19 protein-coding genes and 1 pseudogene are annotated in these 25798 nt (G+C 72.8%); 8 read left to right on the top strand and 12 right to left on the bottom strand.

Going from position 1 to position 25798, the window contains the following annotated elements; genetic code table 11:
* Nucleotides 1–177: 177 nt before the first annotated feature.
* A pseudogene (locus R4Z63_RS31650) lies at nt 178–906 on the top strand (endonuclease/exonuclease/phosphatase family protein); the annotation flags it as partial.
* Between the two features lie 58 nt (nt 907–964).
* On the opposite strand, the gene R4Z63_RS31645 reads toward R4Z63_RS31650, so the two are convergent.
* From R4Z63_RS31645 to R4Z63_RS31635, 3 genes are all read right to left on the bottom strand, one after another.
* A complete protein-coding gene (locus R4Z63_RS31645; protein ID WP_384446553.1) occupies nt 965–2119 on the bottom strand; it encodes a hypothetical protein in 1155 nt (384 codons plus the stop codon).
* Nucleotides 2120–2290: 171 nt separating this feature from the next.
* On the bottom strand, nt 2291–2974 hold the full coding sequence (locus R4Z63_RS31640) for a DUF4360 domain-containing protein (protein ID WP_384446555.1): 684 nt from the start codon (nt 2972–2974) through the stop codon (nt 2291–2293).
* A 48-nt stretch (nt 2975–3022) separates the two neighbouring features.
* On the bottom strand, nt 3023–3667 hold the full coding sequence (locus R4Z63_RS31635) for a DUF4360 domain-containing protein (protein ID WP_037917436.1): 645 nt from the start codon (nt 3665–3667) through the stop codon (nt 3023–3025).
* Nucleotides 3668–4382: 715 nt separating this feature from the next.
* On the opposite strand from R4Z63_RS31635, the gene R4Z63_RS31630 reads away from it, so the two are divergent.
* Both R4Z63_RS31630 and R4Z63_RS31625 read left to right on the top strand, forming a co-directional pair.
* Nucleotides 4383–4910 (top strand): flavoprotein, encoded by a 528-nt coding sequence (locus R4Z63_RS31630; RefSeq protein WP_384446557.1) that lies wholly within the window; start codon nt 4383–4385, stop codon nt 4908–4910.
* Between the two features lie 81 nt (nt 4911–4991).
* Entirely contained in the window at nt 4992–6359 is a 1368-nt protein-coding gene (locus tag R4Z63_RS31625) for a pyridoxal phosphate-dependent decarboxylase family protein (RefSeq protein ID WP_384446558.1), read from the top strand.
* A 76-nt stretch (nt 6360–6435) separates the two neighbouring features.
* Here the strand turns inward: R4Z63_RS31625 and R4Z63_RS31620 are convergent, their stop codons facing one another.
* Nucleotides 6436–6789, bottom strand: coding sequence for a hypothetical protein (locus R4Z63_RS31620; RefSeq protein ID WP_037917427.1), 354 nt, complete (start codon nt 6787–6789; stop codon nt 6436–6438).
* 218 nt (nt 6790–7007) lie between these two features.
* Here R4Z63_RS31620 and R4Z63_RS31615 point away from each other — a divergent pair, with 218 nt between their 5' ends.
* Nucleotides 7008–7133 (top strand): hypothetical protein, encoded by a 126-nt coding sequence (locus R4Z63_RS31615; protein ID WP_384446561.1) that lies wholly within the window; start codon nt 7008–7010, stop codon nt 7131–7133.
* Nucleotides 7126–9210 carry a SpoIIE family protein phosphatase gene (locus R4Z63_RS31610; protein WP_384446563.1) on the top strand — a complete coding sequence of 695 codons (2085 nt, stop codon included), beginning with the start codon at nt 7126–7128 and terminating at the stop codon, nt 9208–9210. The genes R4Z63_RS31615 and R4Z63_RS31610 overlap by 8 nt, the downstream gene beginning before the upstream one ends.
* 18 nt (nt 9211–9228) lie before the next feature.
* On the opposite strand, the gene R4Z63_RS31605 is transcribed toward R4Z63_RS31610, so the two are convergent.
* Complete coding sequence (locus R4Z63_RS31605; RefSeq protein WP_384446565.1) at nt 9229–11862, bottom strand: SpoIIE family protein phosphatase; 2634 nt, start codon at nt 11860–11862, stop codon at nt 9229–9231.
* A 186-nt stretch (nt 11863–12048) separates the two neighbouring features.
* Nucleotides 12049–13905: a VanW family protein gene (locus R4Z63_RS31600; protein WP_384446567.1), complete on the bottom strand. Its 1857-nt coding sequence runs from the start codon at nt 13903–13905 to the stop codon at nt 12049–12051.
* A 361-nt stretch (nt 13906–14266) separates the two neighbouring features.
* Between R4Z63_RS31600 and R4Z63_RS31595 the strand changes: the two genes are divergently transcribed.
* Together R4Z63_RS31595 and R4Z63_RS31590 are read left to right on the top strand one after the other, a co-directional pair.
* A complete protein-coding gene (locus tag R4Z63_RS31595; RefSeq protein WP_491522617.1) occupies nt 14267–16147 on the top strand; it encodes a serine/threonine-protein kinase in 1881 nt (626 codons plus the stop codon).
* Nucleotides 16148–16214: 67 nt separating this feature from the next.
* On the top strand, nt 16215–16751 hold the full coding sequence (locus R4Z63_RS31590; protein ID WP_384446571.1) for a hypothetical protein: 537 nt from the start codon (nt 16215–16217) through the stop codon (nt 16749–16751).
* 132 nt (nt 16752–16883) lie between these two features.
* On the opposite strand, the gene R4Z63_RS31585 is transcribed toward R4Z63_RS31590, so the two are convergent.
* The 3 genes from R4Z63_RS31585 to R4Z63_RS31575 all read right to left on the bottom strand — a co-directional run bounded on the left by R4Z63_RS31585 (nt 16884) and on the right by R4Z63_RS31575 (nt 22957).
* The gene (locus R4Z63_RS31585; protein WP_384446573.1) at nt 16884–17363 is read right to left on the bottom strand and encodes a hypothetical protein; all 480 of its coding nucleotides are present in this window, start codon (nt 17361–17363) and stop codon (nt 16884–16886) included.
* A gap of 234 nt (nt 17364–17597) precedes the next feature.
* A complete protein-coding gene (locus R4Z63_RS31580; RefSeq protein WP_384446575.1) occupies nt 17598–19028 on the bottom strand; it encodes a M1 family metallopeptidase in 1431 nt (476 codons plus the stop codon).
* A complete protein-coding gene (locus R4Z63_RS31575) occupies nt 19016–22957 on the bottom strand; it encodes a Pls/PosA family non-ribosomal peptide synthetase (RefSeq protein ID WP_384446577.1) in 3942 nt (1313 codons plus the stop codon). Before R4Z63_RS31575 ends, R4Z63_RS31580 begins: the two co-directional genes overlap by 13 nt.
* A gap of 308 nt (nt 22958–23265) precedes the next feature.
* Between R4Z63_RS31575 and R4Z63_RS31570 the strand changes: the two genes are divergently transcribed.
* Entirely contained in the window at nt 23266–24162 is an 897-nt protein-coding gene (locus R4Z63_RS31570; protein WP_384446579.1) for a SigB/SigF/SigG family RNA polymerase sigma factor, read from the top strand.
* A 43-nt stretch (nt 24163–24205) separates the two neighbouring features.
* Here R4Z63_RS31570 and R4Z63_RS31565 read toward each other — a convergent pair whose 3' ends face one another.
* The 3 genes from R4Z63_RS31565 to R4Z63_RS31555 form a co-directional block, all read right to left on the bottom strand.
* Nucleotides 24206–24655 (bottom strand): ATP-binding protein, encoded by a 450-nt coding sequence (locus R4Z63_RS31565; protein ID WP_384446581.1) that lies wholly within the window; start codon nt 24653–24655, stop codon nt 24206–24208.
* 14 nt (nt 24656–24669) lie between these two features.
* Complete coding sequence (locus R4Z63_RS31560; RefSeq protein WP_384446583.1) at nt 24670–25038, bottom strand: STAS domain-containing protein; 369 nt, start codon at nt 25036–25038, stop codon at nt 24670–24672.
* Between the two features lie 133 nt (nt 25039–25171).
* Nucleotides 25172–25588, bottom strand: coding sequence for a Fur family transcriptional regulator (locus R4Z63_RS31555; RefSeq protein WP_384446585.1), 417 nt, complete (start codon nt 25586–25588; stop codon nt 25172–25174).
* Between the last annotated feature and the right edge of the window lie 210 nt (nt 25589–25798).

Below are 25798 nucleotides of genomic sequence, written 5' to 3'. Positions count from 1 at the left end.
GCGTCACGGGTGTGCGCCGATCCCCTGCCTCCCTGGCCGTTCTGGCCCTCACTGCCGCCCTGTCCTGCGTCCTCGGACCGGCCGTGCCTCGTGCGGCCGCGGCCGGGACGGTCCGGCTGACGAGCTACAACATCTGCGGCAACATGTGCGCCGCTCCCCCCATACGATCGTGCGCGCAGGATCGCGGCCGTGGTCGCCGAGGCCGACCCCGGAGGCTGGGCCGCCGACCAACTCTTCCTCCAGGAGGTGTGCGAACACCAGTACCGCGAGGTCCTCGACCACCTGGGCCCGCTGGGCTACACGGGGTCCCACTCGGCCACTCTGCCCGGCGGGAACCCCGCCGTCTGCGAGGGCCACGCGTACGGGAACGCCGTCCTCGTGCGCGGCACGGTCTCGGACACGGCCGAACTGGTCCTGACGGTGGGTGGCGAGCGTGAGCCGATCACCGCGCCCTGTGTCCTGGCACCCCTCGCGGACCGGCCCACCTGGTCCTGTTCGATCCACCTCTACTGGGACGACGGCACCCTCGCGATGCCGGAGGCGGACGCGTTGGCGGCGCAGGCCCGCCGGTGGCTGGACGACGGGTTCGCCGTCGTACTCGGTGGCGACTTCAACCACTCCCCGCGCACGGACACGTTGTCGCGCTTCTACCTGCCGGAACGGGGTGACGGCGCCCACGGATCCTTCATCGAGGCCGACGAGAGCGATGCGGAGTTCTTCGACCCGGCCGTCTGCCCGCCGACGGCCACCGTCGCCTGCCGGTCGGGCGAGACGACTTTCGGCCCGAAGAAGCTCGACTACGTCTTCCTCAGCGCCCGGCACGTCCGAACGGCGGCGGCCGACGCCCTGCCCCTCGACACGGCGGTCTCGGACCACAGCCTCCTGCGGGCCACGGCCACCACCTGACCCGGAACGGCCGGAGGCGATCCGCCGAGCCGGGGGCGGCGGGATCAGCCGGCCGCTGTCACGGCTGGTCGGGCGACGGTGCCTCGGCCGGGGGCGGGGGCGGGATGGGAGTCGTCGCAGCACCGGCGGCGGTCGGAAGCGGGGCCGGGGGCGCGGCGGCGATCAGGGTCTCCGCGAAGTTCTCCTTGCGCATCCGGAGGTCGACGTAGAGCAGCGCGCAGAGCAACGGTGGGAAGCCGAACTGGAAGAGCCCGCTGATCAGGCCGCCGACCAGGATGCAGATCAGGTACACACCGAGTCCGGCGATCGCCGCGCCCGGGTCCGGGTCAGCCCCGCCCGCATCCAGCATGGTCGGAAGGAACGCGGCCATACCGACGAGGGTGAACGGCATCTGGATGACGTAGCCCACGCCCGCCGCCACGAAGTAGCCGAGCATGGTGACGCCGAAGACGCGCCACCAGCCGTCCTTGACCAGGTGTGCGGAGCGCCGCAGCGCGGCGACGGCGCCGAGTTGCTCGCACACCGCGGCGGCCGGCGCGAGGCTGAGGCGCATCGCGAGCCAGACCGAGACGGGCAGGCAGACCAGCACGCCCAGGAACAGCACGAACAGGGCGGCCGGCGGTCCGGATCCGTCGGCGGACATGAGGACGAGCGGGACACAGATCGCGTAGACCAGGACCATCGGCCCCCCTGCGATCAGCCCGGCGAGCAGCACGGTGCCGAGCACCGAGGGCAGCCGGGACCAGCTGCGGCGCCACATCGCGCCGAACGTCGTGGGACGCCCCAGCACGGCCTCCTGGACGACGGCCGGACCGAGCGCGCTGATCAGCGCCGCGCCCACCAGCACCGTGAGCAACAGGAGTACCGCGGCCGGCACGAAGGCGAGGAGCAGGGCGAGCACGTCCTCGGCGGCGACGCTTTCGCCCGGTGCAAGGTCGAAGACGGCGGAGAACCGGTCGGACACGACCACGACCGCGATGCCGATCGCAAGGACCACGAGCAGGATTCCGATGCCCTGTACGGCGAGCATGATCCCGACCAGGGGCTTCCAGTACCGGCGGAACGACGCGAACGCACCCCCCAGCAGGTCGCCCACGCTGAGCGGCTGGAGGGGTATGACCCCCGGTTTCGGCGCCGACGGCGGCACCCAGCCGCCTCCCCACTGTGGCGTGGGCTGTCCCGGGTGGTGTGCCCACCCCGTGTTCTGCGACATCTGTCTCCCCCTCGGATCAGGGGATACCGTAGCCCGCCGCAGGTCGCGGCCGTGCACGGGCCCCGGCCCGGCCGCGACGCATCCCTCGCAGGTCGGCCGGCGGGTCCCGGCTGCCGGAGGCCTCCGCCCCACCCTCCGGCTCGGCGGAGCCTCCGACAACGGGCGCGCGTCCTAGTGGGGGCGCGGCCGGGGGGCGGGGCAGGCCTGCCAGGCGAGGTGGTAGAGCGTGCTCACGCTGGCGTCGGTGGAGTCCATCGTCATGAAGCTGGTGACGGCCTGCGGGTTGGACGTCCCCGCGTTCACCCGCAGTTCTGTGTTGATGTTGAAATTGCGTTTCTCGCCGCACGGCGCCCAGACGAGATCCGCGTACTCCGTCCTGTCGTTCGCCTGCCAGTTGTCATTGAGCGGACCGTTGAACGTATGGGTGCGCTGGGTGGTCGTCGGCATTCCCTGGAAGTAGTAGTTCGCCTTCTCCTGGCCCCATGCGCCGGGTTGGAGGAATGCGAATCCGCGGTAGTCCGCCTGGACAATGGCATAGGTGAATCCCGAAGGAACGTGCACCCGAAGGTTGAGCTGGCAGTTCTTCCGGAATCCGGTCGGCGGTGCTCCCGGCCCCACTTCCGCGAGGTAGTCACTGTAGGTCACGGTGAAGGCCGTGTTGTCGGGTGCGACGGCCACTTCTGCGGTGCCCTCCCGACAGCCTGAGCCGTTCACCGTGGCGAGTTCGATCACGATCTTGTCGGGCGGTGCGGTGATCTGCGGTGTGGGGCCGGCGGCTCCGGCCGGGGTTGCGGTGACCACCAGGGCAGCGGCCGCGGCTCCCGTGAACAGAGCGCGGGGCAAGGAATGGGACATCGTTGTCACTCCTGACCGTGAGGTGCGGGTTGCGAGGCTCACGCCGTGTCAGACCGCAGGACACTCCTTCCACGCGAAGTGGTAGACCGTGCTGACGCTGCCGTCCGTGGAGTCCATGCTCATGAAGCTCAGGGCCTGTGGGCTCGACGTTCCGGCGTACACCCGCAGTTCGCTGTTGACGTTGAGGTTGCGCTCCTCGCCGCACGGCGCCCAGACCAGGTCGGCGTACTCGGTCTGGTCGCTCGCCTGCCAGTTGTCGGAGTAGGGGCCGTTGAACTGGTGCGTCCTGCGGGTGGTCTGGGCCATGCCCTGGAAGTAGTAGTTGGCGCGCTCCTGGCCAAAGGCCCCGCGCTGGAGGTGGGCGTAGCCGCGGTAGTCCGCCCGGGCGATGGCGTACGTGAAGCCCTGCGGCACGTGGATCTGCAGGGCCAGCTGGCAGTTCTTGCGGAATTCGGTCCCGCCCGAGCCGGCTCCGGTCTGGGCGAGATAGTCGCTGTAGGTGACCGTGAACGAGGTGTTGTCGGAGGCAGCGGCGACACTCGCCGTCCCCTGGGGACATCCCGAACCGTTCACGCCGACGACGTCGACGGTGATTCTCCCGGGCGGATACGTGGCGTTGTGGGCTTGTGCCGGCATCGCCAGGGAAGACAGCGCCACCACCGCCGCGCCGACTGTGAGCCTGCGGAGCAACATCCTTCTCTTCTCCATTCATCGGGGCCGCCGATCGTATTTCGGCATGGACATGCCACCACGCGTCCACCGCCGAAGAAAGGACGGGATACGGACAACCGCCCCGGAACCGTGCGCGCAACCGTTCACTGGCCGAATTCCGTTGCGCCCGCGAGGCGCCGGCGCCCACCGCCGCTCCGGTGGCGCGACCATCGACGCAACCTGCCCGCGATGGACCGGAAAGGCCGGTTTGGGTGGAGCAGGCACCGGCCACCCCGGCCTCACCGGGCCCAGCGGACCCTGGAGTTCCACGCCCTCCCGGTCCGCACCCGTCGCCCCGGCCCCGCACCCGCAGCCGGTATCGCGTCCGCCTCCGAGGCGCCGCGACGCAGGTGGGGCGGTGGGGCGCGACGCGGTCCCGGACAGGCCCACCACCGTGCGCCGGGTGCACAACTTGGCCGGACCGGACGTGATGGCGGGCCCGGAACCGGCCCGGCACCGCGCCCGCTCCGGTCGGCGCGGTCCGGAAAACGGGTGCGGATGCCTGGGGCGGCCGCCGGACCGGGTCCGGTCCCCGCGCCGAACGCGCCCGAACCGGTGAGGGACCGCTCCCGCTCCGCCTCCGCGCGGGTGAGCGCCGTCTCGGCGGACGCAGCCGCGGCCACACGTTCGGCGAGCGCGGGCTCGATCCCGCTCCCTCAACCATACTTGAGGTTAAGCGATATGATCATATTGCCGCATGACCATGAAGACCCTCTACCTGCTCTGCTCCGCCGCCCCACCCGTGTTCGACGTCGCCCATGTCATCGAAGACGCCCAGGCCCGCGGCTGGAACGTCTGCCTCGGGCTGAGCCCCACCGCCGCGCACTGGCTCGCGGAGAGCCTCGACGGGCTCGCCGCCCTCACCGGCCACCCCGTCCTGTGGCAGTACCCGCTTCCCGGCGAACCGGAGCAGTGGCCGGCGGCCGACGCACTGCTCTACGCCCCCGCCACCTTCAACACCGTCAACGCCTGGGCGCTCGGCCTCACCGACACACTCACCGTCGGCCTCGCCACCGAGGCCCTCGGCAACGGCACCCCCGTAACCGCCGTCTCCTGCACCAACAGCGCCCTCGCCGCGCACCCCCGGTACGAGACGTCCCTCGCCACCCTGCGCGGCGCCGGGGTCCAGCTCCTTCTTCACGACAACACCCCCATGCAGGCTCCGTCCCATTTCCCCTGGGCCACGGCCCTGAACGGCCTTGGCCACACCGCTCCCCAGCACTGACGGCGCACACCACCACCCGGGGGGAAGAAACGTTCGATCCGCCGCTTGCGGGGCGTCGGCTCCTGCCCCATAGTCCGAGGTATGGACGCGCGCGAGGCCGCGCTCCGGCGGGCGCACGAGCATGCCGTGCGATGGCTCGCGAGCCTGTCCGAACGCCGGGTTCCCGCACGCGCCTCGGTCGAGGAGATCGTGCGCGCGCTCGGTACCGAACTGCCCGACGCCCCCGGCACTCCGGCGGACGTCGTCGACCTGATGGCCGCGGCCTGCGAGCCGGGACTGACGGCGTTCCCCAGCGGCCGCTTCTTCGGTTTCGTGGTCGGTGGCGCGGAACCTGCCGCGCTGGCCGCGGACTGGCTGGTCAGCGCCTGGGACCAGAACTCCGTGATGCGGGCCGCCTCGCCCGCGTACGCGGCGGTGGAAGAGGTAGCCGGCGCATGGCTGCTCGATCTGCTCGGTCTGCCCGACGAGAGCGCCGTCGGATTCACCACCGGTGCCACCATGGCGAACTTCACCTGCCTCGCCGCCGCGCGCGACGAACTGCTGCGCCGCACCGGCTGGAACGTCGCCCGTGACGGACTGCCAGGCGCTCCGCCCGTACGCGCCGTCGCCGGCCAGGACCGCCACATGGCCGTCGACCTGGCACTGCGCTATCTGGGTCTCGGCGCTCCCGTCCTGGTGAAGGCGGACGCCCAGGGGCGCATGGAGGCGGATGCCTTGCGGGACGCCCTGGCGGACGGCTCCGAGGGCCCGACCATCGTGGTCCTGCAGGCCGGAGACATCCACTCCGGTGCTTTCGACCCGTTCACCGAGGCCGTCCGCGCCGCTCGCGCAGCGGACGCGTGGGTACACGTCGACGGCGCCTTCGGCCTGTGGGCGGCCGCGTCCCCCCGCCACGCACATCTGACCGCGGGCTGCGCACGCGCCGACTCCTGGGCGACCGACGCGCACAAGACCCTGAACGTCCCCTACGACTGCGGCCTCGCCGTCGTACGTGACGCCTCCGCGCTCCGGGCCGCGATGGGACAGCGCGGCGACTACCTCATCCAGCACGAACACGGCGACCCCGTCGACACGGTGCCCGAGCTGTCCAGACGAGGGCGGGCCTTCACCGTGTGGGCGGTCCTCAGGTCCCTCGGCCGCTCGGGCGTGACCGACCTGGTCGACCGGCTGTGCCGGCACGCCGCCGCGTTCGCCGACGGCATCGCCGCGATCGACGGCGCCCGGGTGCTCAACGAGGTGGTGTTCACCCAGGTGTGCGCCGCGTTCGGCGACGACGAACGCACCGAGCGGGTGCTCGCCCGGCTGCTCGACGACGGTACGACGTGGATCAGCGGCTCCACCTGGCACGGCCGGCGCGTGATGCGCATCTCGGTGAGCAACTGGTCGACGACCGACGTCGACGTACGGCGCGCACTGGACTCGATCCGGCGCGCCGCGGCCGGAACCTGACCGGAGCCCGTGCCCGGGAACGTGACCGGGAACCCGCACCGGACGGCGTCGCCGCCGCCGCGGCCGGGTGTACGCGTCAGTGGACCACGCTGAAGCTCCGCCAGGGACGGGTCCGGGGGGCCGTGACGTTCGAGAGCGTCGTCGCCACGTAGATCTCGTTGTTCGGCTCGTCGGACTGCTTGCAGTCGAAGTTCTGGTAGAGGATGACGTCGACGAGGGTGTTGTTCTCGACGTGGGTGGCCCCGTCGGGGATGGCGATCCGGTGGCAGCCCGTGACGAGGGTGTTGGAGTAGCTGATCTCGACCGGCGAGTCGTGGCCGCGGAAGCTGAGCTGGCCGACGGTGCTCCGCCCCAGACCCGAGCAAGCGGTGCCGCCGAGCAGCAGCGCTGCGGCCCCCGCGATGATGCCGATACGTCGCCTGTGGGACATGGTGCGGTCCTCGTCTGTGCGGTGGTGTCGGTCGGTCCTTGTCCACAGCGTGGCCCGGCGTGGCGCGGGTGGCCCGCTGTGCTCGGCCGACCGGATGAACGCGGGTGCGGGAGGGCCACCGGCGGCCGGCGCACGCCCCGGAAACCGCAGCGTGGAGAGCGCACCCGAGTGCGGCGGCCGGGGAGCGCCTGCGCCCGCCCGGGGCGAGGATGAAGGTGATGAACGGGATCGAGCGCGGCCGCGGCGCGCACCGGGCGAGCGGCCGGCGCGGGCTGCGCCTCGCCCCGGAGCCGCCGCGCGGCGAAGCCGGGTCCGCCCGGAAGGAGCGGGTGCGGGATGCATGAGGAGATGCCGCTGCAGGACCTGGTCAGCAGCGCCGCCCAGGACGCCGGCGGGTGGCTGGGCACCCTCCCGGTGGCGCTCATGGCCACCAGCGGCGACGGAACGATCGTGCGCTGGAACCACGGCGCGCAGGAGCTGCTGGGCTACGACCCGCCCCAGGTGCTCGGACGGCACATCGCGGACCTCCTCCACCCCGGCGCCGACCGCAGCCTGGGCCGTTCGCTCTGGGAGACGGCCGCCACCGGTCACGGGGTGATGGGGACGGTCACCGCCTGGCACCGGGACGGTCACCCGCTGGAACTGGAGATCTGGGCCTGCCCCGTTCCCGACCGCCGCCACGGTGCCTCGGCCGTGCTGGTGTTCGCCGCGGACGCGCATGCGGCGCGCCGGATCCGGGGGGCCTCCGCGGTGTGGGACGGTCTGTTCGCCCGCTCGCCCGTCGGGATCGCCGTCCTCGACACCCAGTTGCGCTTCCTCCAGGTCAATGCGGCGCTGGAGGCGATGAACGGCCTGCCGGAGTCCGCCCACGTGGGCCGGCGGCTCGCCGAGCTGCTGCCGGAGGTGAACGGGGGCGAGATGGAAACGGCCATGCGCCAGGTACTGGAGACCGGCGAACCGGTCCTCAACCGCCGGCGCAGCGGCCGCACCCCCGCCGACCCGGACCACGACCACGTGTGGGCCTGCTCGTACGTGCGGGTGGAGGACCCCGGCGGCCGGCCGATCGGCGTGATCGCCTCCCTGCTCGACATCACCACGCAGCAGCGCGACCACACCGAGGCCGAGGCCGGGCGGCGCCGACTCGCCCTGCTCACCGAGGCCAGTTCCCGGATCGGCGCCAGCCTCGACCTCGAACGCACCGCGCAGGAGCTGGCCGACCTCGCCGTCCCGCACCTCGCCAGCGCCGTCACGGTGGACGTGCTGGACTCGCTCGCTCAGGGCAACGAACCGGGCATGGGGCTGACCGGGGGCGTCGCGCTGCGACGGCTCGGCAAGGCCCCGCTGGCCGGGACCGCGGTCACCCGGATCCTCGCTCCGCTGGGCCGGACACTCACCTTCCCGGCGACCGCGCCGTACACCCAGGCACTCGCGGCCCGCCAGCCCTTCCTGGTAGCCCACCTCGACGCGATGGCCGTCGCGACCGCCGGCCGGCACAGCCCCAAGCCCGCGCAGCTGGTCGAGACGGGCGTGCACTCGTTCCTGAAGGTTCCGCTCATCGCGCGCGGTCTCGTGCTCGGTGTGGCCTCCTTCTACCGCACCCGGCCCTTCGAGTCCTTCGGATCCGACGACGTCGCGCTCGCCGGCGAACTCGCCGCGCGGGCCGCCATCAGCATCGACAACGCCCGCCTCTACCACCACGAGCACGAAACGGCGGTCGTCCTGCAGCGCAGCATGCTGCCCCAGCACGTGACGCCGCCCCCGGGCATCGAGATCGCCCACCGATACCTGCCGGCCAGTGACGTCAACGAGGTCGGCGGGGACTGGTACGACGTCGTCCCCCTGGCCGGGGGCAGGGCCGGCCTGCTCATGGGCGACGTGATGGGGCACGGCATCGCGGCCGCGGCGGTGATGGGGCGCCTGTCCGCGACCGTCCGCGCCCTCGCCCGCCTCGACATGCCGCCGACGGCGCTGCTCCACCAGCTGGAGGCGACCCTCGCCGATCTGGCGGAGCCGATGCTCGCGACCTTTCTGTACGTGGTCTGCGACCCGGCCACCGGGCACTGCACGATTACCCGGGCCGGTCACCCGCCGCCCGCCGTGGCCGAGCCCGACGGCACCGTCTACCTGGTCAGGTCCCCGCCCGGGGCCCCGCTGGGCGTCGGCGGGGTCACCTTCACCACGACCGAGGTCACGCTCCCGCCGGGGAGCCTCCTCGTCCTGTACACGGACGGGCTGATCGAAGCCCGCAACCGTGACATCGACGAGCGCCTCGGCGAGCTCACCGGTCTCCTCACCGAGCCCCTGCAACCGCTCGACCACCTCTGCGACTCGCTGATCGCGCACCTCGTCCCGGCGTCCGCCGACGACGACATCGCCCTGCTCACGGCCCGTATCGGCACGAACCAGGGGGGCGCCCGGTGAGCCCCGGCCGCGGCACGGTCAGAGGGGGTCCACGTCCAGGAAGGCCGTCAGGACGGCCTCGCCGCCGCCCGCGGTGCCCGGCAGGGCCAGTTCCGCCCAGATGACCTTCCCCTCGGGGGTGTAGCGGGTGCCCCAGTGCTCGCTGAGCTGGGCGACCAGGAACAGTCCGCGGCCTCCCTCGTCCGTGGTGGCGGCGTACCGCAGGTGGGGCGCGGTGCTGCTGCCGTCCCACACCTCACAGGTCAGGTTGTGGTCGCGCAGGAGCCGCACCCGCACGGGCCCGCTCCCGTGCCGCAGGGCGTTCGTGATGAGCTCGCTGAGGATCAGTTCCGCCGCGAAGCCGAGTTCCGTCAGGTCCCATTCCTCCAGCTTCTTGGCGGCGACGCTGCGCATCGCTCCGACGGCGCTCGGTTCGAAGGCCACGTCCCATTGGGCGACCCGGTCGGGCCCGAGGGTCCGGGTCCGGGCGATGAGCAACGCCACGTCGTCGGTCGGCCGGGCGGGGAGCATCATGTCGAGCACGGCCCGGCAGCTGTCATGGGGATCCCGGTCGGGATGGCTGAGCGCCGCCCGGAGCAGTTCGAGGCCCTCGCCGATGTCCCGGGTCCGCTCCTCCACCAGGCCGTCGGTGTAGAGGACCAGCTGGCTGCCTTCGGTCAGCTCCAGCTCCGCGGTCTCGAACGGCATGCCGCCCAGGCCCAGCGGGGGGCCCGCGGGCAGCTCGACGATCTGCGTCCTGCCGTCGGGGGCCACCACGAGCGGCGGCAGGTGCCCCGCACGGGCCATCGTGCAGCGCTGCGACACCGGGTCGTAGACGGCGTACAGGCAGGTGGCCCCGAGCACGCCGCCGTCGCTGTCGTCGGCGTCCCCGTTGTGGTCGTGGTCGATGCGCTGTACGAGGTCGTCCAGGCGGGCGAGGATCTCGTCGGGCGGTAGATCGAGGGAGGAGAAGTTGTGCACGGCGGTGCGCAACCGGCCCATGGTGGCCGCGGCGTGCAGGCCGTGGCCGACGACGTCTCCGACGACCAGGGCGACGCGGCTGCCGGGCAGCGGGATGACGTCGAACCAGTCACCGCCCACCCCGGACTGGGCGGGCAGATAGAAGTGCGCGACGTCCATGGCGCTCTGCTCGGGCAGGGCGCGCGGCAGCAGGCTGCGCTGGAGCGTCACGGCGAGGGCGTGTTCGCGGGTGTAGCGGCGGGCGTTGTCCATGCTGACCGCCGCGCGGGCGACGAGTTCCTCGGCGAGGGACAGTTCGTCCTCGTCGAAGGGCTCCTGCTTCTGCGACCGCCAGAAGTTGACCACACCGAGGACGACGCCCCGGGCCATGAGGGGGGCCGCGATGAGCGAGTGGATGCCGTAGTCGACGATGGCGCGGGCCCGCGGCGGGTCCTGGGCCTGCCAGCCGGGCGCCTGCGACAGGTCCGGGACGAGTTCCGCCCGGCCGGTGCCGTAGCCGCGGGCCTGCGGGGTGGACGGCAGGAAGTCGATCAGCCGGCCGACGGGGTAGAGGGGGTGGTCGGAGCGGATGCCGCTGATCGCCGTGCGGCGCATGTCGGCGCCCGGGGCGGGCTCGTCGCCGTCGATGACCTGGTCGGCGAGGTCGACGGTGACGAAGTCCGCGAAGCGGGGCACGGCGACGGCGGCGAGCTCCTCGGCCGTGCGGACCACGTCGAGGGAGGTGCCGACGTCGCCGCCCGCGTCGTACAGCAGTTTGAGGCGCCTGCGGGCCGTCTCGGCCCGGGTGGTCAGGATCTGCATCTCGGTCGAGTCGCGGATGGTGGCCGCCGCGCCCTCGGGCCGGCCGCGGGGGTGGGTGGGCCGCTGGTTCACGACGAGCAGGCGGTCGCCGGAGCCGATCACCTCGTCGGTGGCCTCGCGGCCGGAAAGCAGCAGGTCCGCCATCCGGCGCTCCAGGCCGGGCACGTCACCGATGTGCCTGCCTTCGGCGTCCTCGGGCAGGCCCAGGAGGCGTTTGGCCTCGTCGTTGGCCAGCAGTAGCTGCCCGTCGCCGTCGGTGATCAGGACCCCTTCGCGGACGGCGTGGAGCACGGCATCGTGGTGCTCGTACATGCGGGTCATCTCCTGCGTGCCGAGCCCGTGGGTCTGGCGGCGCAGGCGTCTGCTGATCAGCCAGGTGCCGACGGTCGCCAGGGCCAGGCCGGTGGCGATGGCCAGGAGGATGACGGGGAGCTGGCGGTCGAGGGCGCCGGTGACGTTCTCGACGGTCAGGCCGGCGGACACCAGGGCGACGACCTCGCCGTCGGGTCCCTTGACGGGGACCACCGCCTGGATCTCCTTGCCGAGGGGGCCGTCCACGCTCTCGGTGTGGACCTTGCCCTGCAGCGAGGGCTCGATGGTCCCGACGAATCGTTTCCCGATGCGGTCCGGCTGCGGGTGGCTGTAGCGGATGCCGTTGGTGTCCATCACCACGATGAAGTCGACCCCGGCGGCCTTGCGCGTCTGTTCGGCGAGGGGCTGCAGGACCGCGGAGGGGTCGGACGTCTTCAGCGCGGGCTGGAGGCCCAGCTGGTGCGCGAAGGTCTCGGCGACGGACACCGAGCGGTTGCGCGCCTCGCGGTCGATGTCGTGGCGCGACTGCAGCACCAGGGCCAGCAGGGACCCGGCTGCGAGCAGGACCACGATCGCCACCTGGAGGACGAATACCTGGCCGGCGACGCTTCTGAATCGGTTGCCTAGAGGTGACCGCACCGACGTGCCCGGCACGGGTGGCGGCGAGGAATGGTCACGAACCCAGTTGTAGCACTTCCGGGCCGCCATGGCTCCCGGCGTGCACAATGCGCGCCGGGAGTGTCACCCCTCGTCCCGGGTCGCCGCTCAGGACGCGCGGGGGGCGCCGGCGGCGCCGGAGGTCCCGGCGGGGGCGGAGTCGGCCTGCGCCGTGCGCGCGGATCCGGGAGCGGTGGGGGCCGTCGGAGCGGCGGGGGCGGTCGGGACCAGGGCTCCCTCCGGCGCCTCCGGGGCGCAGACGACCTCGTCGCGCGGAGTGTAGTGGGTCCTGAACTCCTCGCTGCGGACTTCCCTGCCGCCCTGGACGAAGACCCGGCCGACGGTCACGTCGAAGCCCTCCAGCGGGGTCTGGACCTCGCAGGCCGGGCCGTTCCCGGTGCGCTTCGCGGGCTGCGTGACGTTGGTGCGGGGCCCCTTGGTGGCCCGTATCTCGTCGTACTTCTTGGTCCCGAGGAGCGTGATGGTCAGCGAGGTGTCGGTGGACTCGGCCTGTATGTAGACGGCGTGCCCGGAGTCGTTGATCCAGCGCAGGTCGAGGGTGCCCCACGCGACGGTGGCCTCGCGGCCCTCGGGATAACGCTCGATGTAGAAGGAGTGCGCACCGTGCTCGACGGGCTTGAGGCCCGCGAAGAAGACGGCGTTGTACATGGTCGTGGCGACCGCGGACACGCCCCCGCCCGGCGACTTCACGTACTGGCCGTCGTTGATCATGATGCCGTCGACGAAGCCGTTCTCCTTGGTGCGCTCACCGACCGTGCGGTTGAAGCTCCACTCCTTGCCGGGCTGGACCACGGAGCCGTTGATGAGCTCCACCGCGCGCCCGATGTTGGTGCTGCGGTACGGGGCGGCCGGGAACTCGACCGTGAAGGAGGAGATCTTCTCCTTGATCCCGATCCGGCGCGCCTCCTCGCCGGTCAGCTCGGGCTGCACGGCGACCGTGGCGATCTCACCGCTGCGGGCGGCGCCCGTGCGGGTCAGGAGCGGCAGCACGGCCTTGCCGAGCGCCTCCTCGGTGACCTTCCGGCCGGCACGGCTCTGCTGGGCCATGACCACGGTGCCATCGGGGTTGACGTGGGGCGTCGCGTCGAGCGGCGGCCGGCTGGCCTCCGCGATCGGGCGGGCCACGGCGGGTTCGGCCAGCAGCCCCTTGGAGTCGAGCGCGGGCACGAGGCGGCCCTGGGCGTCGGGCCGCATCTTCAGGTGCTCGCCGAGCACGGCGGGGGTGATGGACACGCGCTCGCCGGCGACGGTGAGCGCGACGGGACCCGACATGGCGGGCTGGGCGAACTGCCTCAGGGCCCGACCGGTCTCCTCGGCGCCGACGGCCGGCTCGGTGGTCTCGACCGGCAGCACGACCGGGGCCTGGTCCTTCCGCAGGTAGGCGTCGCGAAGGGTGTCGAGAGCCCGGTCCGCCACGAGGGCGGTGCCGGGGAGCGGGGTGACGGCCTTCGCCGTGCCCTTCTCGAAGGCGATGGCGCCGTCGCGGGGGGTGCGGGCGGTGTCCTCGGCGATCCGGTCGACCGCGGCGCGGCCCTTCTGCTCGTCCGCGCGGACCACCGGTTCGACGTCGCGCCGGCCGGAGGCGAAGAGGGAGCCGATGACGGTGACGGGGTCGTAGCCCTTGCGCACGGCGCGGTCGACGGTCGCGGTCGTGTCGAGCGACAGTCCGAGCGCGGCCGGATCCGCCTTCTCGACGCGGTCGCCGATCTTCATCGCGACGGGCGCGGCGGCGATGGGGCCGAGCTCCCGGTCCAGTGCCCGGCGGGCCTGCGCGGCGGTCATCCCGCCGATGTCGACGCCGCGCACGCTCGTGCCCGGGGCGATGTCACCGCCGGCCACGAGGCCCGTGACGTAGAGGCCGCCCAGCCCGAGGACGACGGCTCCACCCGCCATCATCGGCAGGGCCGTCCGCCGGTTGCCCGTCCAGCCGCGCACGCGTCCCATGTCACTCCCAGTGGCGCCGACCGTTCCCGGGCGACGCGGGCCGCTCAGCGCGGCACATAGACGACAGATAACGCGAACCATGATTGCCGCAAAAGGGGCAATTGAGGGATGAATGTAACGGTTCTCACGATCTCGCCGCGCCGCCCCGCCCCGATGATTCGGGGTGCGGCCGAACCCGGTCGCGGACCCCTCCCCCGACGGCGCCCGAACGTCCTCCCGCGACCGTCCGCCGGATCCGCGACCCCCTGTGCGGCAGCCGACTGAGAACCTCAACTCCACTACCCAACAGGCTCGTTGCTCTTGCCGGATGATCGGGATAGATTCCTCGGGACCCGTATTCGATCCAAGCAGGGCAGGCGACGTGTGGGACCTGGCGGGGAGCGGAGCCGAGCCGCTGGCGGCGGAGGATCCCCGGCGGATCGGACCGATCCCGCTCGCGGGCCGACTCGGGACCGGCGGCATGGGACGGGTATACCTCGGCGTGCACGAGGGCCGGTACGTCGCGGTCAAACAGCTGCTGGCCTCCGTCGTCGGGGAGGACGAGGACTTCCTGCGCCGGTTCGGGCACGAGCTGGACAACCTCGCCCGGCTGCCGGCCGACGCCACCGCACCGCTGCTCGCCGGCGACCGCACGGCGCGGCCGCCGTGGTTCGCCACCGCGTACCTTCCCGGGATCACCCTGCGGGAGGCCATCACGCTGCACGGTAGACCGCTGCCCGCGGACGCGTTGTGGCTGCTGCTGCGGGAAGCGGCGGCGAGCCTGGCAGCGGTGCACGCGCTGGACATGGTGCACCGCGACCTCAAGCCCTCGAACATCATGCTGACCCTGGACGGGCTGACCCTCATCGACTTCGGTGTCGCCCGGGCCGCCGACCAGAGCCAGCTGACCAGGACCGGCATGGTCGTGGGCACTCCCGCCTACATGTCACCCGAGCAGGCCTCGGGGAAACGGCAGCCGGGCGGCGCCGCCGACGTGTTCGCACTGGGTTCGGTGCTCGCGTACGCGGCGTGCGGCCGTCCGCCCTTCGGGGACGAGTCGGGGCACGGTGTGCTGTACCGGATCGTCCACGAGGAGCCCGACCTGGAGCCGCTGCGGGACCGTGAGCCAGAGCTCGCCGCACTCGTCGCGGCCTGTCTCGCCAAGGATCCGGGCGACCGCCCCGCGGCGGCGGAGCTCCTGGAGCACGCGAGTCGGAAGGGCCCGTTCACACAGCCGCTGTGGCCGGTGGCCGTCGACGAGCGGCTCACCGAGCGGGCCGCCTTCGCCGCGAAGGTGCAGGACGGAGACGTGGCGACGCTCCCGCTCAGCGGCGGGAAGCCGGGCCCGCAGGAGGAGCCGAAGGCGGAAGGGGGAACGGAGCCCGAGGTCTCAGGGCCCAAGGTCGCACCCGCCGCCGGGTCCGGCCCCGACGCCCCCGAGCGGCCCGGGCGGCGCCGCCGCACGCGCGTCCTGCTCGCCCTCGTTCCCGTGGTCGTGGTCTCCGGCGGTACGACGCTCGCCGTCCAGTACCTGCCGCACCTCTCCGCGCCGCAGACCGAGGCCCGCAACGGCCCGACGGCTCCGGTGACGGCCCCGGCCGATCCCGCGACGGTGGCCGGCGGCACCCCGTCCGGTGTGGCCCCGCCCACGCAGCCTCCTGCCCAGGATCCCGGTCGGGCTGCCGGGCAGGCACAGGAGGGCACCGGCGCAGCCCCGGTGCCGGCGGCCGGCGGCACCGGTGACGGTCCGGGCACGGTTCCCGCCGGCGGCGCCCAGCCCGGATCGGGCGGCTCCGGAGGCCTGGCGAACGCGGGGGGCAGCGGCGGCGGATCCCGCCCGTCCGCCGGAAACACCCCGACAGCGGCCGCCACGGCCCCCGCCCAGCCGCCCTCCGTGCCCGACACCGGGACCTACCGCTACCGCAACGGCAACAACAGCACGTGCATCACCCAGGTCTTCGGAGCCTCGGACTTCGGCGACTGCGCGAACGGGTCAGCCCGCTGGACCGTGCGGAGCCGATCGGACGGAAGTTTCACACTGGTCAACCAGCAGAGCGGGGGCTGCCTCTACTCCAACGGGCTCGGCCAGGCAGTCTTCGTCGGCGACTGCGCCCAGGACATCGGCCGGGTGTGGCGTACCGGTGCGAACGGCAGCCTCCGCAGCGACCTCGGCGGCGGCTGCCTCGACCTCGGCATGAGCAGCGGCCTCGTGACCAGGACCTGCGGCGGCGAGGCGTCCCAGCGCTGGACGAGACAAAGCTGAAGCCGGTGACCGGTACGCCCGCGGCCGGTGCCGCCTCAAGATCGACGGGGTGGCAGACTGGCCGGCCGTGCAACGAACCGAGAGGACGGACACCATCATGCGACGGCAGCGCAGGCGCGCAGCTCTGGCGGCCCTGGCCATGGCGGTTTCGGTCACGGCGTCGGCCGCGGCGTGCGGGGCGCCGCTGCGGGACCTCGGTCCGCTGCCCCCGCGCTTCTCGGGCCCCCCGCTGACTGCGGACGCCGCAGTGTCGGAGATGATGTCGGCGCTGGCGGCGGAGGGCATCACGGTGGACAGGGAGCCCTCGGGCTCCACGGGCCGGTGCGCCGAACGGCTGACGGGCCTGCACGCCCCCGAGACGGTGGACGCCGCTCTCCAGGCCGCCTTCGCGCGGGCCCGTTCCGAGCACGGCTGGCAGGCCGGCCCCGACGTGGGCGACGGAACGCTGACCCTCACGAAGGGGAACTGGACGGCCCTGTCGGTGCTCCCGTCCCCGGAGCCGGGCCGCGGCGCCGATTCCCTGGTGATCATGTCTCTGAGCTGCGTGGACCCAGGCACCCCCGCCGCGTCCCCGACGCTCACCCCGGCGCCGGGATCCTCCTGAACCCGAGCCGGTGGGGTCCGGGGCAGGGCGCCGAAGCCGTGCGGAACGGCCGGGCAGCGGGACGGGCCGTTGGGCAGCGCCTGCCGGAGCGGGGGTTCCGCTCCGGCAGGCGTCCGGGAACCGGGGCCCGGGTCAGAAGGCCCGCAGCAGGTACTTGGTACGGAAGCCGCCGCTCGTCGAGCAGTCGAGCGTGTTCTGCGTGCTCGTGTAGGTGAAACCGGACGGGACGGTGCACGCCCACAGACCGGTCTTCGGAGTGCGCAGCAGGTACTTGGTGCGGAAGCCGCCGCTCGTCGAGCAGTCGAGGGTGTTCTGGGTGGCGGAGTAGGTGAAGCCGGTGCCCACGGTGCAGGCCCACAGGCCGTCGGAGGGCGGCTGGACCAGGTAGTAGGTGCGGAAGCCGGTGCCCCCGCAGCTCAGGGTGTTCGTCGTCGCCGTGTAGGTGTAGCCGGGCGGGACGGTACAGGACCAGAAGCCGGCGGCCGCGCCGGTAGCCTGGCGGGCCTCGGGGGCGGGTGAGGCGGACGCGGTGGCGGGGGCGAGGGCGGCGGCCAGCATGACGGCCGCACTGCCGCCACTGAGCAGCAGCGTACGCAGTTTCGATCGGATCACGGAATGCACTCCTGGCTCGTTGTTCACCGGACGGAACCGTGCAAAGGGAGGCTGCGGGATCTGCTCCGTCCCCGGGCCTCCGCGGGGCGCGCGCTGGAATGCTGACAGCCGCATAGTCCCCGGGCAAGGGCCGCCCGGCCGCTCCCCGTCCACTTCCGGCCGCCTGGGACAGGGCCCTGACCAGCGTGATCATCAAGAACGGGTGGACCGGGACCGCTGCAAACCGTCCGGAAACTACCCGGGCAGGGGCGGCAGCGGCGCCTCGTAGAGCCAGGCCGAGTACAGGTCGTCCAGCGGATCGGACGCGTAGCGGGCGGCGTGGGCGGTGAAGGCGGCGGTACTGACGACGCCGTGGCGGTGCACGGCGGCCCAGTCCCGCAGCATGCGGAAGAAGGCCTCCTCCCCCAGGGCGCGCCGGACGGCGTGGACCGCGAGGCCCCCGCGCTGGTACAGACGGTCGTCGAACATCAGTTTCCGCCCGGGGTCCACCAGCCGGAGGTCCTGGGGCCGTGAGGTCAGCGACCGGTGCGCGGCGGCCGCCTGCTCGTGGGCGGTCCGGCCGCCGGAGCGCTCTGACCAGAGCCATTCTGCATACTTCGCGAAGCCCTCGTTGAGCCAGATGTGGCGCCAGTCGGCGATGGTCACGCTGTTGCCGAACCACTGGTGGGCGAGCTCGTGGGCGATGAGGCGCTCCGAACCGCGTACGCCGTCCAGGTGGTTGGCCCCGAAGAGGGAGAGCCCCTGGGCTTCCACCGGAACGTCCAGTTCCTCGTCGGCGACCACCACCGCGTACTCGCCGAAGGGGTAGGCGCCGAAGAGCTCCTCGAACAGCTGCATCATGGCCGGCTGCCGGGCGAAGTCGCGGGCGAACCGAGGCAGCAGGTGGGCGGGCACATGGGCGCTCTGCGTCACGCCTCCGGGTCCGGGGGTGCCCAGGAGCACCGTCTGGTACATGCCGATGGACAGGCCGACCAGGTAGCTGGAGGTCGGCGCGGGCTGCTCGTAGACCCAAGTGGTGGTGCTGGCCCTGGTGGTACGGGTGAGCAGGCGGCCGCCGGCCACGACGGTGTAGGCGGACGGTGTGTTGACGGAGATCTGGTAGGAGGCCTTGTCGGCCGGGCGATCATTGCACGGGTACCAGGAGGGGGCACCCACGGGCTGGCTGGCCACGAGCGCGCCGTCGGTCAGCTCCTCCCAGCCGAGACCGCCCCACGGGCTGCGCACCGGCTTGGGGTTACCCGACCAGTGCACGTCGACGGTGAAGGCGGCACCGGCGGGCAGCGGCTTGGCCGGCCGGATGCGCAGCCTGCCGCCCCGATGGGTGTACTGCGGTGCCCGCCCGTTGACCAGGACACGGCCCAGCTTGAAATCGGCCAGGTTCAGGTGGAACTCGGTGAGCGGCGCACGCCCGGCGATCGCGCTGAGGCGGCCGGTGCCGGCCAGCCGATTGGGGCCGGGACGGTAGTCCAGGGCGAGCTCGTACCGGTGCACACGGTAACGGGAGTCGCCGTTGGCCGGAAAGTACGGATCCGATACCGCTGTGGTCTGGCCGCTCACTGCCGCATCCGCTCCCTGCGCCGTGCTCGTACGCCGTGCTGGTGTGCCCCTGCCGATCCTGCTGCCGCTCCCGGCCCGGCCGGCGCCACCGCCCCTCAGGGCCGCCATGCCTCGATCGGGTTGCCCAGCCAGCGGGTGTCGGCGGGGACGGACTCCCCGGCCATCACCAGGGAGGCGGGACCCAGGGTGCTGCGTGCCCCGACCGTACTGCCGGGCAGGACGATTCCGCCCGGGCCCAGAGTGGCGCCCTCGCGGAGGACCACAGTATCCGTCCTCAAGATCCGGTCGTGGAAGAGGTGTGTCTGCAGCACGCAGCCCCGGTTCACGCTCACCCCGTCGCCCAGTGTGACCAGGTCGCTCTCGGGCAGCCAGTAGCTCTCGCACCACACGCCGCGGCCGATCCGGGCACCGAGCCCCCGCAGCCACAGGGTCATCAGCGCAGTGCCCGGCACGGATCCGGCCAACCAGGGGACGGCCAGGACCTCGACGAAGGTGTCGGCGAGCTCGTTGCGCCACACGAAGCCGCTCCACAGCGGGTGCTCTCCCGGCCGGTGCCGGCCCACCAGGAGCCACTTCGCGCCGACCGCAACGCAGCAGGCGGCCGTTCCGGCGGCCAGCAAAACGGCGCCCGAGAGCAGTACGGCGCCCCAAACACCCAGGCCGCTCCACGCGGTCAGCGCGCTCAGCGCCGCCACGGCCAGTACGGCCAGGGCGGCCGAACAGAACACGGGGACGAGACGGCACAGCTCCACCAGGCCGCGCGCCCACAGCAGGCGCGCCGGCGGGTCGTAGGTCCGGCTGCGGTCGGTGTCGGCGCTGGAACGGGGCAGCCTGACCGGCGGCAGGCCCAGGTACGAGCTGCCCTTCTTGGCCTTCTTCGGTGCCGCGGAGAGCACGCCGACCAGGCCGTCGTCCGGCACCGCGCGGCCGGGCGCGGCCATGCCGGAATTGCCCAGGAAGGCTCGGCGGCCGATCGCGGAGTGTCCGATCCGCACCCAGCCGCCGCCCAGCTCGAAGGGGGCGGTGAGGGTGTCGTCGGCCAGGAAGGCGCCTTCGCCCACCGTGGTGAGGCTCGGCAGCGCCAGTACGGTGGAGACCTCGGCGCCGCGGCCGATCTTCATGCCGAGCAGGCGCAGCCAGACCGGTGTGATCAGCCCGGCGTAGAGCGGGAAGAGGGTCTCCCTGGCCAGGTCCATCAGTTGGGTGACCGTCCAGGCCTGCCAGCCGATCCGGCTGTGCGTCGGATGGTTCCCGGCGCGCAGGCCGAGGCTGAGCAGGCGTACGGCGGCCAGTAGGAGCAGTGCGTAGGCGAGGCCGAAGGCGAGGGCCGCGGGCACCACGGCGCACAGCGCTCCGCGCAGGGCCGCGGCGAGTCCGGCGTCCGCGGGCACGAAGCTGCTCAGCACCAGCAGGGCGGGCACCGTGGCGAGGACCGGCAGCGCCGTGAGGCCGAAGCCGGTGATCCCGTACATGGCCCGCCAGTGGACGGCCCGCGGCGGGCGCCCGTCAGGCCAGTTCCGCTTGGCCCTGCCGAGTTTGGCGGCGGGCGCTCCGGCCCAGCGCTGGCCGGTCGGAACGGTCCCGGCGACGGCGGAGCCCGGGGCCACCTCGGCCCGCTTGCCGATGCGCGCCCCGGGGAAGAGCACACTGCGGGTGCCGACCACCGCTCCGGCACCGACCTTGACGGGCCCGATCTCCAGCTGGTCCCCGTCCAGCCAGTGTCCGCGGAGGTCGACCTCGGACTCGACGGCGCAGCCGCGGCCGAGCTTGAGCATGCCGGTGACGGGGGGCAGGGCGTGCAGGTCGACCTCGGGACCGACCTTGGCACCGAGGGCCCGCGCGTAGCGTTCGAGCCAGGAGCCGGTCAGGGCGGTCGCGCCCGCGTACTCGGCCAGGCGCTCGGCGGTCCAGAGCCTGAGGTGCACGCTGCCGCCGCGCGGGTACCGTCCGGGCCGTACCCTGCGCAGGAGCAGGCGTGCGCCGCCGGCGGCGACGGCCAGCCGGCCCGGAGGGCTGAAGAGCAGGACGGCGCCGACGGCGACGAGCCACCAGGAGGCGGTCGGCGCCCACGGGTAGGGCCCGAACCGGTGCAGCACGTTGCCCAGCGCCAGCAGCGCGACCGTCCAGCGCAGGCCGAGGACGGTGAGCAGCGGGAGCAGCAGGAGCGACTGGAGGGCCTGGGAGTGGAGGGGGACCGGTGCGACGGGGCGGATCGCGCCCTCGTGGGTCACCGACTTCTCCAAGCGGCGGGCCAGCCTGCGCAGGGTGGGCTGCTGGTAGATGTCGAGCACGGCCGCGTTCGGATAGCGGGTCCGCAGCCGGGTGGTGAGGCGGGCGGCGGCGAGGCTGTTCCCGCCGATCGCGAAGAAGTCGTCGCCGGCGCCGGTGACGGGCGCGCCGAGGGTTTCGCGCCACTGCTCCGCGAGCCAGGCCTCGGTGCCGTGGAGCTCTTCGGCCGGGCCGGCGGTCTCTAGGTCGGGCAGCGGCCAGGGCAGCGCGTCGCGGTCCACCTTGCCGGAGGTGCGGGTGGGCAGTTCGGTGACGGGCGCGAGGAGGGGTACCAGGGCGGCGGGGAGTTCTGCGCGCAGCCGTTCGACGGCTGCGGCGCGGTCCCAGCCGTCCTGGGTGACCAGGTAGCCGACCAGCAGCTGGTTTCCGCTGCGCGCGGTGCGGACGGCGGCCGCGGCGCCGGCCACGTGCGGCAGGGCCTGGAGGGCGGCGTCGACCTCGCCGAGTTCGATGCGGCGACCGCCGAGTTTGATCTGCTCATCCGCGCGGCCGAGGAAGACGAGCCCTTCGGGTTCCGCGCGGACGAGATCGCCGCTGCGGTAGGCGCGCTGCCAGCCCAGGGACGGGAGGGGGGCGTACTTCTCGGCGTCCTTGTCGGGGTCGAGGTAGCGGGCCAGGCCAACGCCGCCGATGACGAGCTCACCGCTGCCGCCCATGGGCACCGGTTCCCCGCAGCCGTCGACGACGGCGAGTTCCCAGCCGTCGAGCGGGAGGCCGATGCGGACGGGTTCGCCGCCGGTCAGGAGGGCGGCGCAGGCGACGACGGTCGCTTCGGTGGGACCGTAGGTGTTCCACACCTCGCGGCCCTCGGTGACCAGGCGCTGGGTCAGTTCGGGCGGACAGGCCTCGCCGCCGAAGACGAGCAGCCGGACCTCGGCGAGGGCCTCGGGCTCCCACAGGGAGGCCAGGGTCGGCACGGTGGAGACCACGGTGATCTCCTGCTCGACCAGCCAGGGGCCGAGGTCGGCGCCGCTGCGGACCTGGCTGCGCGGGACGGGTACGAGGCAGGCACCGTGGCGCCAGGCCAGCCACATCTCCTCACAGGAGGCGTCGAAGGCGACGGACAGGCCGGCCATGACCCGGTCGCCGGGGCCGAGTGGTTCCTCGGTGAGGAACAGTGCGGCTTCGGCGTCGACGAAGGCGGCGGCGCTGCGGTGGGTGACGGCGACGCCCTTGGGCCTTCCGGTGGAGCCCGAGGTGAAGATGATCCACGCGTCGTGCCCGGGGCCGGGGCGCGCGGAGCGGTCACCGGCGCCGGGGCGGGGCGCACGGAGGGTGTCGATGCGCCGTCCGGCACCCACGACCGCCCGCACTCCGGCTTCGCCGAAGACCAGGTCGGCCCTTTCGTCCGGGTCCTCCGCATCGACGGGCACGTAGGCGGCGCCCGCGGCGAGGACGGCCAGGATCGCCACGTACAGCTCGTTGGTACCGGACGGGACGCGTACGCCCACCCGGTCCCCGCCGCCGACCCCGGCGTCGGCGAGGGCGCGGCGGCCGCGGTCGACCTCGGCGGCCAGGGCCCGGTAGCTGAGGCGGGTGACGCCGTCGTCCAGGGCCGGTTCGTCGGGGTACGCCCGTACGGAGGCTTCGAAGACGTCGATGAGGGTACGGGGCGGGGCGGCGGGCCCGGCGCGGAACCGTGCGGACTTGCCGGGCTCCTCGTGCGGTCCCGTGCCCGTGGCCGGGGTGCCGTACGGGCCGCCGTCGTCGAGGAGAGCGAGTTCAGAGCGTTCGGGTGTGGCTGGCATCGGCCCTCGCGTGTCGTTCCGGCAGGTGGTCCGGTTCATCGGCGGAGACGCTTTTCACCCTTTTTGTTCCGGTCTGTCGCCGAACAACCCACCAGCGTAGTACGCGGTCGAGGATTTTCTCGTTGAAGCGTCGGGTGTGGCCGGTTGGCGACGGTCGGCGGGCCGGCGCACCCGATCGAGCCGGGCAGGGGCTGCGGGCAGGCCGCCGGAAGGGTCAGGTCGCCGCGATCGGGTATATAACCCGACGGGAAACCCACGACGGCCCCGCTGCGCTCCGGCGCAGCCCCCCGACCCGTCGGAGGACGCTCATGACCCCTCTGTCCCGCAACACCCTGGACCCTGTCCATACCGGGACCCCGGTGGAGGGCATCGACATCCCGGATAACCCCCTCGCCGTCAGCACCGACGACGCGAGGAGCCTGTCCGTGGCGCTCTTCCACCGTCTGCGCTCCCTGGACGAGGGCACGCCGGAGTACTCCTACGTCCGCAACACCCTGGTGGAGCTGAACCTCAGCCTGGTGAGGTACGCGGCCCGGCGCTTCCGCAACCGCAGCGAACCCTTCGAAGACATCGTGCAGGTCGGCACCATCGGCCTGATCAAGGCCATCAACCGGTACGACGTCGAGCGCGGGGTCGAGTTCGCCACCTTCGCCGTGCCGACGGTCACGGGCGAGATGAAGCGCTTCTTCCGGGACACCAGCTGGTCCGTGAAGGTGCCGCGGCGCCTGCAGGAGCTGCGCCTGGACATGGCCAAATGCTGCGACGCGATGGAGCAGGACCTGGGCCGCCGGCCGACCGACCACGAACTCGCGGAACAGCTCGGCGTCAGCGACGACGCGCTGGCCGAGGGCCGGCAGGCCGCCAACTGCTACGTCGCCGAATCCCTCAGCACCTCCGTCGGCCAGGACGCGGACGGCGGCGCGCTGCCACGTTCCCTGGGCAGTGAGGAGGAGGCGTACGAGCGCATCGAGGACCTGGAGACGCTGAAGCCGCTGCTGACCGCGCTGGGTGAGCGCGACCGGCTGGTGCTGCGCCTGCGCTTCGGCGAGGAACTCACCCAGTCGCAGATCGGCGAGCGCCTCGGCATCTCGCAGATGCACGTGTCGAGGCTGCTGAGCCGGATCATGGACCGGCTGCGGGCCGGGATGCTGGAAGACCCCGACGACACCGGGGCGCCCGAGGACGGCGACGACGGCGCACCCTGAGACCACGGCACGGCCCGGGCGGCGCCGGCCACCGGGCCGCCGGTCACCACAACACGGTCTGCGGTCCCCGAGCACCGTCCGGGGACCGCAGCGGCGAGTCGATCTCGGCCCACACGCACTTGCCGTCCGCGAGGGGCAGCGTGCCCCAGCGGCGGGCGATCCGCTCCACGATGAGCAGCCCGTACCCGCCCGGCCGGGCCGGATCCGGTCGTGAGCGCGCCGCGGGGGCGGCGGGGTCGCTGTCGGTGACCTCGACGCGCAGCAGGTCGTCCGTGCACACCAGCAGGAGTGTGCGGGGTCCGCCCGCGTGCAGGCAGGCGTTGGCGACGACCTCGGACACCAACAGCAGGACGTCCTCCGCGTCGTCGCGGGCGTCCGGCATCCACTTCCAGTCGACGAGGGCGTCACGGGTGAAGTCACGGCAACGGGTGACGACGTCCGTCATGCCCGTCAGCAGGATGCCCCGCCTCCGGTCGGGGGACCGCGGCTCCATGACGCGCTCCTCCCTCACGCGTGCCGCGGCTCGGCCAACGCGTGCGCCACGTCGGGGTGTACGGGGAAGATCCCGTCCGCACCGGTGATGCGGAACATGCGAGCCACGGGTGGGCGCAGCCCGGACAGGGCGATGCTGCCGCCGTCCTCCTGAAGCGCGAGCCGACTGTGCAGGAGCACGTTCAGGCCGGTGGAGTCGCAGAACCGGACCCCCGAGAAGTCCACGAGCAGCCTGCGTGCGCCGCCGTCGACGGCGGCGGTGAGCGCGGCCCGCAGGGGTTCCGCAGTGTCGTGGTCGAGCTCTCCGGTGAGCGTGAAGACCAGAACGTCGCCCTCGGGCCGCACGTCCACGGCGAATCGGTCACCGTGCGCCGGCGGGGCCATAGGGGACCACCTCTTCCCACGTCCGCAGGTTCGTGCAGTGCCATCGTCCTGCCGGCCTCCGCCCTCTGCGACCGGCCGGTTCTGCACGGCACCTACCCGGGCGGGCGTGGGTCAATCGGGAACGCGGGGGCGCTCAGGTCCGGGCACAGGCCGGGCACAGACCTCGGTAGGTGATCTCGGCCTCGGAGACGGCGAACCCGAAGCGTTCTGCCGCGGGCAGCGCGGCCAGCGGATCGCCGTCCGGGTGGACGTCGCGGATGAGCCCGCAGCCGGAGCACACCAGGTGCTGGTGCGGCCGGTGCGCATTGGGGTCGTAGCGCTTCGCGCGGCCGTCGGTGGTGACCTCGACGACCTCTCCGAGCGCCACCAGCTCGCCCAGGGCGTTGTAGACGGTGGCCCGGGAGATCTCCGGCAGCCGCCGGGCCGCGCGGGCATGCACCTCGTCGGCCGTCAGGTGCACGTGCTCGCCGTCGAGGACCTCGGCAACGACCCGCCGCTGGGACGTGAGCCGCCAGCCGCGCCCCCGCAGCCGCTCCAGCAGGTCACTCATCTCGACTCCCCCCCCCTCAGGTCCGGCGCGCCCGCGGCCCGCCGGCCGGCTTCCGGGATCCGATCGGATAGCGGTTTGGTGTTCATCTTGACTTGGACTGCGTCCATCGTAGGATCGGTTCCGTTGATAGCCAAGAGGCAGGAAGACTCCCGAGCGGCGGGAGTACGGGACGGTGACCACTCGGCGTCGAGTCGACCGGCGAGGCCGAGC

It is taken from the genome of Streptomyces sp. PL-29 (assembly GCF_058344425.1).
Note: the sequence above shows the minus strand (reverse complement) of the source record. Positions and strands in the feature narration are given on the sequence as shown.

Bases quoted from the DNA above. Each gene is read 5' to 3' on its own strand.
- R4Z63_RS31645 (WP_384446553.1), bottom strand. From the start codon at position 2,119: ATGTCGCAGAACACGGGGTGGGCACACCACCCGGGACAGCCCACGCCA.
- R4Z63_RS31640 (WP_384446555.1), bottom strand. From the start codon at position 2,974: ATGTCCCATTCCTTGCCCCGCGCTCTGTTCACGGGAGCCGCGGCCGCT.
- R4Z63_RS31635 (WP_037917436.1), bottom strand. From the start codon at position 3,667: ATGTTGCTCCGCAGGCTCACAGTCGGCGCGGCGGTGGTGGCGCTGTCT.
- R4Z63_RS31630 (WP_384446557.1), top strand. From the start codon at position 4,383: ATGACCATGAAGACCCTCTACCTGCTCTGCTCCGCCGCCCCACCCGTG.
- R4Z63_RS31625 (WP_384446558.1), top strand. From the start codon at position 4,992: ATGGACGCGCGCGAGGCCGCGCTCCGGCGGGCGCACGAGCATGCCGTG.
- R4Z63_RS31620 (WP_037917427.1), bottom strand. From the start codon at position 6,789: ATGTCCCACAGGCGACGTATCGGCATCATCGCGGGGGCCGCAGCGCTG.
- R4Z63_RS31615 (WP_384446561.1), top strand. From the start codon at position 7,008: ATGAACGGGATCGAGCGCGGCCGCGGCGCGCACCGGGCGAGCGGCCGG.
- R4Z63_RS31610 (WP_384446563.1), top strand. From the start codon at position 7,126: ATGCATGAGGAGATGCCGCTGCAGGACCTGGTCAGCAGCGCCGCCCAG.
- R4Z63_RS31600 (WP_384446567.1), bottom strand. From the start codon at position 13,905: ATGGGACGCGTGCGCGGCTGGACGGGCAACCGGCGGACGGCCCTGCCG.
- R4Z63_RS31580 (WP_384446575.1), bottom strand. From the start codon at position 19,028: ATGGCGGCCCTGAGGGGCGGTGGCGCCGGCCGGGCCGGGAGCGGCAGC.
- R4Z63_RS31575 (WP_384446577.1), bottom strand. From the start codon at position 22,957: ATGCCAGCCACACCCGAACGCTCTGAACTCGCTCTCCTCGACGACGGC.
- R4Z63_RS31570 (WP_384446579.1), top strand. From the start codon at position 23,266: ATGACCCCTCTGTCCCGCAACACCCTGGACCCTGTCCATACCGGGACC.
- R4Z63_RS31565 (WP_384446581.1), bottom strand. From the start codon at position 24,655: ATGGAGCCGCGGTCCCCCGACCGGAGGCGGGGCATCCTGCTGACGGGC.
- R4Z63_RS31560 (WP_384446583.1), bottom strand. From the start codon at position 25,038: ATGGCCCCGCCGGCGCACGGTGACCGATTCGCCGTGGACGTGCGGCCC.
- R4Z63_RS31555 (WP_384446585.1), bottom strand. From the start codon at position 25,588: ATGAGTGACCTGCTGGAGCGGCTGCGGGGGCGCGGCTGGCGGCTCACG.